At 44.5% G+C, this 13,683-nt stretch carries 15 protein-coding genes; 3 read left to right on the plus strand and 12 right to left on the minus strand.

Going from position 1 to position 13,683, the window contains the following annotated elements; all coding sequences use genetic code 11:
* The 11 genes from AACR09_RS17315 to AACR09_RS17365 form a co-directional block, all read right to left on the minus strand.
* The gene (locus AACR09_RS17315) at positions 1-522 is read right to left on the minus strand and encodes a DUF2878 domain-containing protein (protein WP_121602100.1); all 522 of its coding nucleotides are present in this window, start codon (positions 520-522) and stop codon (positions 1-3) included.
* Positions 500-1,780 (minus strand): SAM-dependent methyltransferase, encoded by a 1,281-nt coding sequence (locus AACR09_RS17320; protein ID WP_193835437.1) that lies wholly within the window; start codon positions 1,778-1,780, stop codon positions 500-502. The genes AACR09_RS17315 and AACR09_RS17320 overlap by 23 nt, the downstream gene beginning before the upstream one ends.
* 118 nt (positions 1,781-1,898) lie before the next feature.
* Positions 1,899-2,705, minus strand: coding sequence for a DUF1365 domain-containing protein (locus AACR09_RS17325; RefSeq protein WP_102501649.1), 807 nt, complete (start codon positions 2,703-2,705; stop codon positions 1,899-1,901).
* A complete protein-coding gene (locus AACR09_RS17330; protein WP_193835438.1) occupies positions 2,702-3,973 on the minus strand; it encodes an NAD(P)/FAD-dependent oxidoreductase in 1,272 nt (423 codons plus the stop codon). Before AACR09_RS17330 ends, AACR09_RS17325 begins: the two co-directional genes overlap by 4 nt.
* A gap of 2 nt (positions 3,974-3,975) precedes the next feature.
* On the minus strand, positions 3,976-4,707 hold the full coding sequence (locus AACR09_RS17335) for an SDR family NAD(P)-dependent oxidoreductase (RefSeq protein WP_054546096.1): 732 nt from the start codon (positions 4,705-4,707) through the stop codon (positions 3,976-3,978).
* The gene (locus AACR09_RS17340) at positions 4,707-5,138 is read right to left on the minus strand and encodes a nuclear transport factor 2 family protein (RefSeq protein WP_017090021.1); all 432 of its coding nucleotides are present in this window, start codon (positions 5,136-5,138) and stop codon (positions 4,707-4,709) included. Before AACR09_RS17340 ends, AACR09_RS17335 begins: the two co-directional genes overlap by 1 nt.
* A 14-nt stretch (positions 5,139-5,152) precedes the next feature.
* Positions 5,153-6,598 (minus strand): deoxyribodipyrimidine photo-lyase, encoded by a 1,446-nt coding sequence (phrB, locus tag AACR09_RS17345; protein ID WP_193835439.1) that lies wholly within the window; start codon positions 6,596-6,598, stop codon positions 5,153-5,155.
* Positions 6,595-7,542 (minus strand): YbgA family protein, encoded by a 948-nt coding sequence (locus tag AACR09_RS17350; protein ID WP_017077064.1) that lies wholly within the window; start codon positions 7,540-7,542, stop codon positions 6,595-6,597. The genes phrB and AACR09_RS17350 overlap by 4 nt, the downstream gene beginning before the upstream one ends.
* Positions 7,543-7,686: 144 nt before the next feature.
* Positions 7,687-8,376 carry a ChrR family anti-sigma-E factor gene (locus tag AACR09_RS17355; RefSeq protein WP_054541972.1) on the minus strand — a complete coding sequence of 230 codons (690 nt, stop codon included), beginning with the start codon at positions 8,374-8,376 and terminating at the stop codon, positions 7,687-7,689.
* Complete coding sequence (locus AACR09_RS17360; protein ID WP_193835440.1) at positions 8,369-9,016, minus strand: sigma-70 family RNA polymerase sigma factor; 648 nt, start codon at positions 9,014-9,016, stop codon at positions 8,369-8,371. Before AACR09_RS17360 ends, AACR09_RS17355 begins: the two co-directional genes overlap by 8 nt.
* Before the next feature lie 110 nt (positions 9,017-9,126).
* Positions 9,127-9,747: an LON peptidase substrate-binding domain-containing protein gene (locus AACR09_RS17365; RefSeq protein WP_054541971.1), complete on the minus strand. Its 621-nt coding sequence runs from the start codon at positions 9,745-9,747 to the stop codon at positions 9,127-9,129.
* A 277-nt stretch (positions 9,748-10,024) separates the two neighbouring features.
* Between AACR09_RS17365 and AACR09_RS17370 the strand changes: the two genes are divergently transcribed.
* Positions 10,025-10,411 (plus strand): tautomerase family protein, encoded by a 387-nt coding sequence (locus tag AACR09_RS17370; protein ID WP_004732720.1) that lies wholly within the window; start codon positions 10,025-10,027, stop codon positions 10,409-10,411.
* Positions 10,412-10,551: 140 nt separating this feature from the next.
* Here the strand turns inward: AACR09_RS17370 and AACR09_RS17375 are convergent, their stop codons facing one another.
* Entirely contained in the window at positions 10,552-11,349 is a 798-nt protein-coding gene (locus tag AACR09_RS17375; RefSeq protein WP_193835441.1) for a DUF4344 domain-containing metallopeptidase, read from the minus strand.
* 392 nt (positions 11,350-11,741) lie between these two features.
* On the opposite strand from AACR09_RS17375, the gene AACR09_RS17380 reads away from it, so the two are divergent.
* Both AACR09_RS17380 and gltS read left to right on the plus strand, forming a co-directional pair.
* On the plus strand, positions 11,742-12,098 hold the full coding sequence (locus tag AACR09_RS17380) for a YibL family ribosome-associated protein (protein WP_004732722.1): 357 nt from the start codon (positions 11,742-11,744) through the stop codon (positions 12,096-12,098).
* A gap of 316 nt (positions 12,099-12,414) precedes the next feature.
* A complete protein-coding gene (gene gltS / locus AACR09_RS17385) occupies positions 12,415-13,641 on the plus strand; it encodes a sodium/glutamate symporter (RefSeq protein WP_004732723.1) in 1,227 nt (408 codons plus the stop codon).
* Positions 13,642-13,683 lie beyond the last annotated feature (42 nt).

Here is a 13,683-nt window from a genome sequence, read left to right on the forward strand (position 1 = left end):
TCACCTCGTTGTTGCCATTTTGGGTTGTACTAAGTTGGAGTAAGCGGCCACCAGTAAGGGCAACAAAATCCCCCAACTTATTGCAAGGGCAGCTAACACCGATGCGTCTGGCCAAGTAGTCAGAAGGGCGCCTGCTTTGATGCCTCCCCAATAACTACTAGTACCTGCTACGAACCCTATGACAAACAAGATCACTTTCGAGCATTTTAAAAGCCAATTTAGGCTGTGGTTAAAACTGATTAAGAACATGATCCACAGGCAGACTAGCCACACTGGGAACCAAGATTGATTTGCAATTTCAGAGTCGACGGCAAACACGCCGAAGTGAAGTAAGAGGCTATCAAGCAATAGCCCCAGTGGTAATAAAATGAGTATTTTCAGATCGCTACTGCGAGTAGGAGAGAGAAGGAAGTGAGCGGCCACAATCAGTGGTGCCACGAACGGGGCTTGCGCGGTAAAGAATGCGCTGCAAACCCAGGTCGCTTGAAACAGAACGAGATTAATAATCCAAAACCGTTTCATCTTTTACTCCAAAGTAACGAGGTTTTCGAGCAACTAAGTGATGAGTACTGATCACGCGCTCTTTGAATGCACCTTCACAGTAGCAGAAATAAAAGATCCACAAGCGCTTAAACTCTTCTGAATAGCCGAGAGACTCTAACTCTTCCCAACTGTTTTCAAAGGCAACATTCCAATCATTAAGCGTTCGAGCGTAGTGCAGGCCAATGTCATCAATTTCTTGAACCACAAGGTCTGTACTGGTCGCGAGGTGTTGGGTCATCACTGAAACCGAAGGGAGACAGCCGCCAGGGAAGATGTACTTCTGAATAAAGTCGACGCCTTTGCGATATTTGTCGTAACGACTGTCGGCAATAGTGATCGCTTGAATCAGCATTTTGCCTGATGGTTTCAACAGTGAAGAACATTTCTCAAAGAAGGTCTGTAGGTATTCATGGCCGACCGCCTCAATCATCTCGATAGAGACCAACTTGTCATACTCACCAGTGAGGTTACGATAATCCTCTTTAAGCAGGGTGATTTTGTCGGTTAAGCCAAGCGCTTTTACTCTCTGTTCTGCAAGCGCGTGTTGGGCATCTGAGATTGTGGTTGTGGTGACATGGCATCCGTAGTGTTGCGCCATGAATATCGCTAAGCCACCCCAGCCGGTACCTATCTCGACCACGCTGTCTTTCTCTGACAACTCTAATCGCTCACAGATGGTTTTCATTTTGTTTTGCTGAGCTTTGGATAGGGTTTCTGCTTCTTCGCTGTAGATAGCGGAAGAGTATTGCATCGAGCTGTCTAAGAAGCGTTCATACAACTCATTGCCAATATCGTAGTGCGCAAGAATATTACGTTTAGAGCCTTGCTCGGTGTTGGCATTCTTACGACGCATCAATAGGTTTTTGATGCGAGAAATCCATTGTGTTTTATCGTCAAGCTCGTCGAGTTGAGATTGATTTCGAGCCATGATTTGAATCACTTTGGTGAGATCTGGGCTTGTCCATTTTCCATCAATGTAGGCCTCAGAGGCGCCAATACTGCCGTCAATCACGACATCTCTAAAAAAGGTTGTATCGTGAATCACGATTCGACCTTTCAAGTCTGCTTCTCGATCGCCGAACACCGAATGCTGGTCGCGCTCAATAATCTCAAGCGTCGCGAATTGCAGGCTTTCTAGAACCTTAAAGATTAAAGCTCGATATTTACAGTTGCTTGAAACAGCAACGGCTTTAGCTTGTTGTTCAATGTTGTTGTTTTGTTTGGCAAGCTGTTCCATGTAAACCTCGCTGATAACTCATTCTAATATTTTGTGCCAACTAAGCTGGGTTGTGCCCCTTGGTTGGAGCGAACCCAAGCTTGGGTCGAGTTCTATTATTTGGTTGCTGTGAAGACACTTAAGATGTTGAGTCTGGATGCCCCACAAACGGTACTTTTTTCAGGAATAATTTGAGAGCCTGATAATAAATGCCCATCACGACTTTGATTGTCATCGCCGGAATCTTAAATACCGTTCGTCTAATGTTTGTCTTGGTTACTGACTGTTTCGTCAGAGCCAGGGTCGCATCGAAAAGCTTGTCGTCTCGGCGGCTTTCGATATGAACTAACGTGCGTTTCGCTGGTGGCTTAATTTTCCAAAAATAAGTCATGTTCAAATCCATGAACGGCGAAACGTGAAACTCTTTTTTTACCTTTAATTCTTGGTGCATGTCGATCAGGTAGTAATGTCGTTGGCGCCAAGGCGTGTTACTCACCTCAGCCAACATGTACTTACAATCTCCAGTCTCGTCATAACAGAAGAAACAGTTGATTGGGCTGAAATAGATACCTAAACAGCGGCATTGAGCCAGCATCGTCACACGGTTTGAATCAGACCAAACCCCACCAAGTTTTTGCACTTTGGAAGCTATACGTTGTTTAAGTGATTTTGGTTCATCCGTGGTAGCATTTTCTTTTTTTTCAGCGAGATAATCCGATTCGACGAAGCGAATCGGGTTGTACCATCGAGTTCCGAACAGCGCACTACGCGCTGTGGTTTGGGGCAGCTCATCAAGATCTAACCCCATCATATACAGCTGATAGCTGAACTCATGAGTGATGTCGCCAAAGCGGCGGTGTCTGACGTTGCCCCAATAGATACCGCTGAGCTCTTCACTCTTTTCGGATGCGATCTCCATTTCGGATGTCAGGGTTTGACTGTTCATAGCGCTGAACTCGTACTCAAATCTAAACCGAAGCGTTTGGTCACATCGAGTGCACTGTGGACACCGTCTTCATGGAAGCCGTTGTACCAGTATGCGCCGGCGAAGTGCGTCTGGTTTTTGCCACAAATCTGCTCACGCTTGTGCTGAGCTTCGACCGTGTTCGAGTTAAGTACCGGGTGATGATAAACAAAGCTGCGAATGATTTTTTCTGAGTCGATGGCTTCGCTCTGATTTAAGGTCACACAGAAGGTGTCTTGGCTTTCAATGCCTTGCAGAATGTTCATGTTGTACGTGACACAAGCAGGTCGTTTACTGTCACCATCCAACATGTAGTTCCAGCTTGCCCAAGCCAGTTTCCTGTCTGGTAACAAGCGAGTATCGGTGTGCAGAACCACTTCATTACGGCTGTATGGGATTTCGCCCAATACCTGCTTCTCTTGCTCTGTTGCATCGCCGAGTAAACGTAACGCTTGGTCTGAGTGACAAGCAAATATCACTTCGTCGAAGTCTTGTGTAGCGCCATCTTCAAATTCAATCGTGACGCCCGTTTCTTGACGAGTCACTTGTTTGATCGATGTGTTCAAAGCGACGGATTTGTTCAAGCGTGAAAGGATGATTTCAACGTAAGAGCGCGACCCTTTAGGAATTACATACCATTGTGGACGGTTCGCGATGTCGAGTAGCCCGTGGTTGTAGAAGAATTGAATGAAGAATTTAAGCTCAAATTCTTCCATCTCTTCTAAGCTTGTCGACCAAATTGCTGCGCCCATCGGTAGGATGTAATGCTGGCTGAAAAAGTCGGAAAACTGGTTTTCACGTAGGAAGTTGCCCAAGGTAACATCCGGTGTGAACTCGTTACTTTCAAATTGAGCCTTACACAGTTTGTTGAACTTGAGAATGTCAGAGACTAAAGACCAAAATTGAGGTTTGAAAATATTACTTCGTTGAGCAAACAGAGAGTTGATGCTGTGACCGTTGTATTCGAATTTAGTCGTGGTGTTGTGGACGCTGAAACTCATCTCAGTCGGTTGCCTTTCGACACCGAGTTGTTCTAGAAGCTGATTGAAATTCGGGTAAGTTCGATCGTTGAATACGATGAAACCTGTATCTATCGAAAACGCCGAGCCTTGATGTTCAATATCAACGGTGGCGGTGTGGCCCCCAACATAATCGTTCTTTTCGAATACGGTCACGTCGTGGTGCTTATCTAATATGTGTGCGCAAGTGAGTCCAGAGATACCTGACCCAATAATGGCGATTTTCTTCATTGTTATACCATCCTTGAAGCGAGTTTTTGCCAAACTGGAGTTGGAAGCATTCTTAGTAGCTTCATCAACATGATGAATCGTCTTGGGAAATCGATTTCACTCTTTCCTTGAGCAATACCATTTACGATTCGCTGAGTTGCGGCCTCACTACTAATAATCATAGGCATAGAGAACGTGTTTCGCTCGGTTAATGGCGTTTCAACAAAGCCTGGGTGCACAATTGAGACATGAATATTGTGCTCGGCCAGATCAACCGACAGTGTTCTGCCTAAGTAGGTGAGGGCTGCCTTTGAAGCGCCATAAGCCTCGGCTCTTGGCAAAGGTAAAAAGCTGGCGCTGGAGCTTACTAAAACCAAACGGCCGCCGGGCTTGATGTTTTTTAGCCAGGCTTTAAGGGCGTAGCCAATTGAAATTAGATTGATGTTGATGACGCGCTCGAAAAGCTCAGCATCAAAATTCACTGGGTCGTTGATGTATTCACAATCACCCGCATTTAAAATCAGCAGATCGAGCGGCTTGTCTTGGTCGAGCTCTGGGAAGTTGTGGTAATCGGTCAGATCGAAACAGAGCGGCGTAATGGATGAATGCGCGATGTCTGTCTCATGAGAATCAACCAAGGCTTGCAGTTTGTCTGGGTTACGGCCACACGCAATTACCTGATGCCCTTGTTGAGCGTAATCGATAGCGAGTGATTGGCCGATACCTGAGGTCGCGCCTGTGATCATAATACGCATTATTGGCTCGCTCTCTTTTTGATGGATTTGATGGCGCAGCCCAGAACTGGAATGTGTTCGTACAACATAGAGCCGACATCAAGATAGTCTCTGTGATAAACCACTTGGCCGTCGAGCATCTTGAGGTGGCTGTGTCCTTGTACTTCGATTGGCTTTTGCCCATTTAATTGCTTGTGAGCAAACTGCATCGTCCAATACACCGAAGCTTCGTCGTTCACTTCGAAAGTGTGTTCGATATGGAAGTAACAGCTCGTTACCTGGGTGTAGAGGTTCTCGAAGTAGTGCGTAAGCGCCGAAATACCGCTGACATGATGCAGTGGGTCTTGGAATTCAATATCAGGGTGATAAACCGTCTTAAGCACGTCGAAATTGTCGGTTCCGAGTTCTCGATACATGTTGAGAAAGTTATCAAGCCATAGAGAGTTATCCATAATATTCACTCTAATTATTTGAAGAAGGCTAAGGCTCTCAATCGTGCTTCTTTGTGCTCAACGATGGGTTGCCAGTATTCGCTGTCTATTCCGTTTTTAGCGATAAAGTCATGTGGGAAATGAACATGTTTATCTGGGATGTTTTGCAGCTCTGGTATGTACTTACGAATAAAAATTCCTTTTGGATCAAACTTTTCACTCTGAGTGATTGGATTGAAAATTCGAAAGTAGGGTTGAGCATCACAGCCAGTACTTGAGGCCCACTGCCAGCCACCATTATTCGCGCTGAAATCACCATCGATAAGGTGCGACATAAAGAAACGCTCACCCCAACGCCAATCGATCAGCAGGTGCTTGGTTAGGAAGCTTGCCACCACCATTCTGAGCCTGTTGTGCATCCAGCCTGTCTCAACCAATTGACGCATCGCTGCATCAACTAATGGGTAGCCTGTTTTTCCTTCGCACCACGCCTTGAAGCTAGGGTTGTCGTGATACCAATCTAAGCCGTTGTATTTCTGCTGAAAGTTCGCACCTTTAACCAGTTTAGGATGATGAAACATCAAATGCTTATAAAAATCTCGCCAAATCAATTCATTAAGCCAAGAAAAGGCTGGTAGTTGTGTGTCAAACAACAAATCGGGTTGTTGCTGTATCAACTGAATCGCTAACCAACGTGGGCTCACAGCGCCAATCGCCAAGTAAGGAGAAAGGCCAGACGTGCCTTTTACCGATGGAATGTCTCTAAGGCGAGAATAGTCATTAACTTTATTGGCTAAGAAATTGGGAATCACATTGCCCAGCACATCTTGGCTTAATGGCCAACGGCTTGAATCAACACGCGGAAAGTCGAAATCGTACTCGCCAGAAAAACCACTTAACGATTGTTTCAGTTGTGATGGATTCTGAAGCGAATCCGTTTCAGATGAACCTGCTTGCGCTGATCCTGTTGAATGCACTGGAGCGTGGCTGCAAATGATGCCTTTCGCTTGCACTTCTTTTAACCATGCGTTTTTGAAAGGTGTGAAAACCTTGAACATCTCACCTTGTTTATTCAGCACGCTACCTAATGGCAGAATCGTATCGCAGTCGGTTATCTTCAGTTTTATACCGCTAGCGATTAAGCGTTTGTCACGTAACTGCTCGTCTACTTCAGGCTCAGAATTTGCGTAAACACACGTCGCATCAAGCTGTTTGCACAAGTTGATGAGTTGAGTGGCTTGATCGTTAAAGTCTGTGGCTTTGAGGTGCAGAAGATCGATCCCAAATTCAGCGAGTTGGGATTCAAGTTGCTGCAGGTGACGATAGATTAAATCGGCTTTGATTGGCGCAAGGTGGTGTTGCTGCCATTGCTGTGGCGTTGAAATGAAAACGGCGGTCGTCACACCGTTTTCAACTGCCGCGACGAGCGCAGGGTTATCTTGAATCCGCAGGTCTCGTCTTATCCATAGAATGTCGCTCAATATCCGTATCTCAGCTTAAGCTCTTGTGGGTGCGGGTTTAGGTAAACCTGTGATTCAAGGTACTCGTTTGGATATTCCATCAAGTAGTGGTTAATCAGTGTTAGTGGAACTAACAGAGGAACAAGACCTTCTCTGAATGATGAAATCTGATTGGTAAGCTCTTGCTTGTGCGCGCTACTCAATTGTTTCTTAAAGTAACCTTGCAAATGATGCAGAGTATTGGCGTGGCTACCACGGTTCGCGTGGTGAGATAATGCCGTCATCAAGCCTTCAATATATTGTTTTGCCAACTCATCGATTTCAAGATCGTTGCTTGCTAATAATTTCCCAAGTTTCTTGTAGCCTTCAATGTGGTGACACATTACCAGGTACTTGTGAGCGCTGTGGAATTGAATCAGCTTGTGTTTAGTTACGCCTTCGTCAACAAGGTTGAGCCACTTCTGGTAAGTGAAGACACGTGTCATGAAGTTTTCGCGCAAAATAGGGTCATTGAGGCGACCATTCTCTTCAACAGGAAGTAATGGGTTGCCTTCCATCACTTGTTTGGTGAACAAGCCAACGCCTGTCGATTCAGAGCCACGTCCATGGTGGTGGTAAATTTTTACTCGCTCCATGCCACAGGTTGGGCTTTTCTGACACACAATAAAGCCAGCGATGTGTTGGTTGTTCTTTGAATAATTTTGACCGAACTCGATCAGTTCATCGGTGACATCGCCAGAACCATCTGGGCGAGAAACATGGATGATATCGTCTAACATTCTTGTTTGACGGATGGTTGGTCGAGGCGTTGGAAGACCAATGCCCATCTCTGGGCAAACAGGTTCCAACTCTACGTAATCTGCAAGATCGTCGGTGCAGAAGCGCGAACGTTTATGACCAGTATCGAACCGAACTTTATGACCGGCGACACATGCACTAATGCCTATTTTTATTTTTTTATCCATTGGTCAATTCCTTACGCTCATTGCTCGTTGTTATTCTTATGTTGTGTGTTTTGTTGCTTATTAAACATTACTTTAGTTCGGTTTTTACTTTGCTTACTAGCCAACTCTATGAATCTTGTGAGGTACCCGGTAAATCTTTTCAATCTAATAAATGTATTTACCCAGTGGGTTGAATAACTGGCTCACACCTTTTGTGAAGTAAAGCGCATCACTTGAAACAGTTAAACACACACAACCTTCTTTGGTGGCTGGTTGGTGGGTGTGGTCACCATCTAACCAGATGAAGTCGCCTTTGTTGTAGACGCCCATTTCGTCTTCGAAACTGCCTTCTAAAAGAAGCGTAATCTCAAAGCCTTTGTGGGTGTGGCATGGCACTTGTCCATCTTTGTCGATGTGCAGCAAACTGGTGTGGTGTGCTTCGTCGTCAAAATCGAGTCGCGCTCGCGAAATTTTGCCTAAGTTCATCCAGTCTTTTCTCGCCACTGAGTTCAACGCGCGAGGAATAGTGAACGTGGTGTCTGCAACCGTAACTTGCTGAACTTCGGGTGTCACTTCGATAGCTTGAGATGAATCAGCAGTGATCTGGTCGATAGCGTCAAAATCAAATTCTTCGTCATCGGATAGGAGCGCATCCATTTCGCTGTCAGAAAGTTGAAGCCCTGATGTATCACTTTCAAAGACTGAGTCAGCAGCTTGCGCCGTCAGCATGCTTACTTGTTGTTGGCAGTGTTCACACAGTTCTACATGGCTAGAGACAATCAAAGAAACTGAGTCTGCAAGTGTGCCATCGACAAAATCTTTCAAAATTGCGGCATTTGGGTGGTGTTTAATCATGATCTTGTTCCCCCATGTGAACCTTAAGTTTGGCTAAAGCGAGTCTTAGACGTGATTTCACGGTTCCAAGTGGGACGCCAAGTTGTTGAGCGAGTTGCTCTTGTGACAACTCCTGAAAGTAAACGCCTTTAACAATCGTTTTCTGAGCCAAAGGCAACTTCTCTATTTGAGTCATTACATGGCGGCTCATCAAATGATCACCAAACGGTAATTCATCACTTTGAGATTCCGCGACCATTGCATCTATTGGCCAAATGTCGTCAGCGATGGTTTGCTCTGCTTTAGCTTTTACCTTTCTTAGCATGTCGAAAGCAGCGTTTCGCATCACGGTGTAGACCCAAGTAGTCCCAGCGCCTTTCTCTTCGTTGTAGAGATGTGCTTTCTTCCAAACGTTAGTCATTGTGTCTTGAACTAGCTCGTTTGCAGCAGCCTCGTTGCCCAATTTGCTGATTCCAAAACGCTTGATCTTAGGTGCGAAGAACTTAAACAAACAGGTGAAGGCTTGTTTGTCTCGGTCTGAACCAACCAAAATCAACCAGCTTGAGAGCTCTGTAGGTACCTTATTTTCATTAGGTAGTTTGTTGTCGGGGATAATGACATGCTCCTTGCCGTTCCCTGAACTTCTGCTTTCGACTTGCATAGTACTTAACCATCATGCGAATTTGAGTGGCACTACGTGAAAGGAGAAGGTCGGGATCACTTTAATTTAAATTAATTTCCACTATACAAAATTATAGTGAAGAAAAGTGCTTATTGCCCCGTAATGATTTGATTCAAAAAAGGAACTAAAGAAGGAAAGCTAGCGGGTTCGGTAAATTCTGTTTTCTTTTCCAATGGGATAGGCATCATTTCGAGTAATCGCGCACAGATCCATCGTGGACTTTCGAAGTCTGGAGTGGGGTAGAGCGTTCTGATTGAATCGTGGTCTCGAAACAGCTGTATCAAGAATGCAGTAAATACGTTCGGTACTTTGCATTCTAGATCTGGCCAATGAGGTAATAACCTGAATTGGCTTTTTATCAGGTCATCGTCGTCTCGAAATGATCCCTGAAGCTGAACCAGTTGTTGACCTTCGACATCGATTTCCAAAATTTGGTCGTCAGACATGTTGAAATCAACGATGGACACTTTGGTTCCCCAAGAACTGAGATGTTCAGAGTTGGTGCTGTCTTGGGTGGCAATAATGAACCCATCTCCTTGGGCCGCATGTACAACCATAGCAAGATATTTTGGTTCAAAGATGCGTAGCCTCTGACGACCTCCGGGCAGAAGGAATATCGGAAGGGGAAATACGGCGAGCTTGAGAGAAGACTCTACGAGTGCCTCTGGTTCGGCGTCTGTCCGTGTGGTCTGGCTCGATGAATTCGGCACATAGCACTCCTTAGTTCAAATGTAATTTGAGAAGATATACGTGGACTCGGTGGTGTTCGATCAATTGATTGTGGCTGTTGTTATTGGGTGATGAGCTACAGACACGAGCCAAAGCAGATGATTTTTTGTTGCACATGCTCATAAATTCATTGTTTTTACCTTCTTTCATACGCGTCATTAGGTAATATATGTACGAATAGTAAGCGGATGGGTAGTCGCCAGACGATGCTTCTATCTAACCTTCTTCTTTACCTGACATCGCATCAAAGGAATGGTCATGATTGTTATATATGGTATCAAAGAGTGCTTGAATCCAATTAAGTTGCAGCTCTCTAATGTGCTGCAACAGTGCTTAAACAGTGAAATGGGTTTACCCGATGACAAGCGAGCGCATCGATTTGTACCATTGGAGCGGGATGATTTCTTTTATCCAGAAGGAAGAACAGAAGCCTATACCGTTATAGAGATCAATATGATGGAAGGTCGAGCGGTCAACACCAAGAAGCGCTTAATTAAGAAGATATTTTCTGAGATAGAGAAGCAGTTAGCTATCTCTCCTATTGATATCGAAATAACCATCAAGGAACAACCTGCACACTGTTGGGGATTTCGAGGCATGACCGGTGATGAAGCGCAAGACCTGAAGTATAAAGTGAAGGTCTAAGGTCTCTGGTTTAAGGACTCTGGTTTAAGGTTTCAGGTATATTCCACTTCAAACATTGGATTTATAGATTACTGAGAGCGGCTTTAGAAAAACACTAAGCCGCTTGTTATTGAAGAAGACCAATAGAGAAGGTTAAACCATTAGCTCTCGTCGTTCTCTTTTAGGTAACGGTGCCAGTTGGCATTGATGACATCAAAGTGCTCCACACAGAACTCTTTCCTATCTTTCAAATAGTCGTTTTCCACTTCATCGAGCAAGTTCTTGTAGGCATCAGGATCGCTGCCATACACCAAGCATAACGTGGAGAAGTAACGCTGTAGATCAAAACTGTGCTCATCAATGTATTCACCCAAGTCGTAATACTCAGGGCGGTCTTCTGACTCGAAAGCGAACATGTCAGCGGCGCTGATTGCGGCATCGCCTCCATGTTCTACATAGTTAAGTAAAAGCACGGTCGCGAGGTTATCAACGGCATCTTCCTCTTTGCCCAGTATGGCAATATTCTGGTCTTCGATATAAGCGTGCCCAGCTTCGTGCAGTAGAGTATGAAACAAGGTATCGATAGCACCAGTTTGCGCGGTCTTTCCATACTCTTTTTTGTATTGATTCTTTTCAAAGTAATTAAGCGACTCAGAGTAGAAGCTATACGGGATAAGCACTTGATGCGTTTGTGGATCGTAGAGTGGACCTTCTTCCCCGCCGTATTGAATGGTTAATGGCTTTTCAAACATGAAGAGTTGGTTTGACAGGTCAATCACAGTGTCATTGACGCCACTGTTTTGAATTTCACGTTTGAGCTGCTCTTCTTCAGTATTTTGTGGTGAAGAGAACTCAACGATTAGGTTACTTTGGGTTGTTTGTTCACTAGATGCATAAGTGGCGGCAAACACTGAGCTAAGGGCTAGGCTGTAGGTCAGTGTTTGTTTCAATAATGTCATCGGCTATCCTTGTGATTATGCTGCGATTCAGGCTCGGTGTTAAGGTGAACCCCCTAAGTCATGTAACTCAAGTTACGCGATCCAAGTTATGTACCTTAAGCTGTTTAAGCCGTTTAAGTTATTTGAGTTAATTAAGTTATTTACGGTGGTTAGATTACAAGTTTAGACTGAATTTTGAAGCATCGAGGACAGCAATTTTTGAAGTCGACACTGGCTGATTAATGAGTGACCCGCTTTGAGGTTTGGGTACAAAGAATTGGCGAGCTGAATGACCAGCGTTGATGTGATTCGTTTCTATTGGTAATTGATAGATAAATTTCGGTTCAAGTGAACCCTTGTGCTATACTCCGCGCCCCAATCCGAATTGGCTTGTTAAATCTTAGGAAATTATTATGAGTGTTAAAAACGAACTTCAACAAATTAACAACCGTCTAGACAAATGTCGCAACAAGTTAGCGGCTGCTAAAACTCGTAATGATCGTCCTGTTGTTCGTCAATTTGAAGACGAGATTAAGAAGCTAACCAAGAAAATTGCTCAGTTGAAACACAAAGAAAGCTTCGATGTAAATCAAGAGCGTAAGTCTTTGGTTGATATGCCATTTAGCCGTGAGATTACAAAAGCTGAGCAAGCGGATATGGGTAAACTTAAGAAGTCTGTAAAAGGGCTCGTAATTGTTCACCCAATGACGAAGATCGGTAAAGAGCTTCGCATTGAGGTTATGACTGGTTACGCACCGAAAAAATTCTAATTACCAGTGATGGTGATGAAAGAGGAGCTAGCAATAGCTCCTTTTTGCTTTTTTAGGTATTAAAAAAGCAGAGTCAGCGGCAAGGATACTCACGCCGTTATCAACTTTTTGGAGGTGATTGTTGTCACAAATCCTTTTATCTCCTATAAAAGTTAACGTGTCACTAACATGGCACTAAGTGAACGCAGTAATGTGTTCGCTTTTCGAATCTACAATTTCTCTCCAGTTTGTATAAATATAGGTAGAGCAGCACAGATAATTACAGATAAAACTAGACTCATTAAGGAAGATGAGAACGTAAAAAAATAGAGGTTATATGAATCAATTAATTTCAATTGGACCACTAGAATCCTTCCTAATCGCGATTAGTGTTTTGTTTCTAGGTCATTTCGTCAATGCAAAGCTTCCGGTTCTCAAAAAGTACAATATTCCAGAGCCCATTGTCGGCGGCTTGATTGTCGCTTTTGCTATTACGGCCCTGCACTTTAACGGCCTTGATCTTGAGTTTTCCTTGCCCCTGCAGAACACGTTTATGTTGATGTTCTTTGCAACGGTCGGCCTTGCGGCTAACTACACGCAGCTGATAAAAGGTGGTGCTAAGGTATTCCTATTCTTAGGGGTGGCTTCGGTTTACATCATTATCCAAAACGGTGTAGGCGTAACACTTGCGACGGCACTAGGCCTTGAACCCTTAATGGGTTTGATTGCTGGATCTATCACGCTTTCGGGTGGTCACGGCACGGGCGCAGCTTGGTCTCAAACTTTTTCAGACACGTTTGGCATTGCCAATACTCTAGAAATCGCGATGGCTTCAGCGACGTTTGGTTTGATTATCGGTGGTATTATCGGTAGCCCAGTAGCACAAAAGCTGATTGATAAAAACCAGCTTGAATCTGAGTACGGCACTGGCACACAAACCCACGAACGTTTTCCTGAGCTTGTTACTTACAACGAGTATGAAGAAGACAAAGTAACAGCGAAGAAGGTGATTGAAGTATTGTTCATTCTTCTTATCTGTATCTCGGGGGCGAAATACCTAGAAGAGTGGGTGGCGACTTTTGAAATTTCTTGGTTGATGATTCCTGACTTCGTTTACGCGTTGTTTATCGGTGTGTTCATCACTAACGTTTTTGAAGTGACTAAACTGCATAAGACTGACAGCGAAACGGTCGATATTCTTGGTACGGTGTCATTGTCGCTGTTCCTAGCGATGGCGCTAATGAGCCTTAAGCTTTGGAACATCTTTGACCTTGCGATTCCGTTCTTGGTTATCCTTGCGGTTCAGGCTGTGGTGTTGGGTATCTTCTCTTACTTTGTGACGTTCAAAGTAATGGGTTCTAACTATGACGCAGCGGTTATGGCCGGTGGTCACTGTGGTTTCGGCCTAGGTGCAACACCAACAGCGGTAATGAACATGGGTTCTTTGGTGAACCGATTCGGTCCGTCGCCACAAGCCTTCATGGTTGTGCCAATCGTTGGTGCCTTCTTTATCGATATCGTTAACCTGATCATCCTTCAAGGTTACATCTCGTTTATCGGTTAATGTTCGGCTGTGCTTAAATGCGATGAGCTAATCGCACTAAGA

It is taken from the genome of Vibrio sp. OPT20 (assembly GCF_963889365.1).
GTDB lineage: Bacteria > Pseudomonadota > Gammaproteobacteria > Enterobacterales > Vibrionaceae > Vibrio > Vibrio splendidus.

Excerpts from the sequence above, each read along its gene's own strand:
- AACR09_RS17320 (WP_193835437.1), bottom strand. The coding sequence starts at position 1,780 with ATGGAACAGCTTGCCAAACAAAACAACAACATTGAACAACAAGCTAAA.
- AACR09_RS17350 (WP_017077064.1), bottom strand. The coding sequence starts at position 7,542 with ATGGATAAAAAAATAAAAATAGGCATTAGTGCATGTGTCGCCGGTCAT.
- AACR09_RS17355 (WP_054541972.1), bottom strand. The coding sequence starts at position 8,376 with ATGATTAAACACCACCCAAATGCCGCAATTTTGAAAGATTTTGTCGAT.
- AACR09_RS17380 (WP_004732722.1), top strand. The coding sequence starts at position 11,742 with ATGAGTGTTAAAAACGAACTTCAACAAATTAACAACCGTCTAGACAAA.
- AACR09_RS17360 (WP_193835440.1), bottom strand. The coding sequence starts at position 9,016 with ATGCAAGTCGAAAGCAGAAGTTCAGGGAACGGCAAGGAGCATGTCATT.
- gltS (WP_004732723.1), top strand. The coding sequence starts at position 12,415 with ATGAATCAATTAATTTCAATTGGACCACTAGAATCCTTCCTAATCGCG.
- AACR09_RS17370 (WP_004732720.1), top strand. The coding sequence starts at position 10,025 with ATGATTGTTATATATGGTATCAAAGAGTGCTTGAATCCAATTAAGTTG.
- AACR09_RS17335 (WP_054546096.1), bottom strand. The coding sequence starts at position 4,707 with ATGCGTATTATGATCACAGGCGCGACCTCAGGTATCGGCCAATCACTC.
- AACR09_RS17325 (WP_102501649.1), bottom strand. The coding sequence starts at position 2,705 with ATGAACAGTCAAACCCTGACATCCGAAATGGAGATCGCATCCGAAAAG.
- AACR09_RS17375 (WP_193835441.1), bottom strand. The coding sequence starts at position 11,349 with ATGACATTATTGAAACAAACACTGACCTACAGCCTAGCCCTTAGCTCA.
- AACR09_RS17330 (WP_193835438.1), bottom strand. The coding sequence starts at position 3,973 with ATGAAGAAAATCGCCATTATTGGGTCAGGTATCTCTGGACTCACTTGC.
- AACR09_RS17315 (WP_121602100.1), bottom strand. The coding sequence starts at position 522 with ATGAAACGGTTTTGGATTATTAATCTCGTTCTGTTTCAAGCGACCTGG.
- AACR09_RS17340 (WP_017090021.1), bottom strand. The coding sequence starts at position 5,138 with ATGGATAACTCTCTATGGCTTGATAACTTTCTCAACATGTATCGAGAA.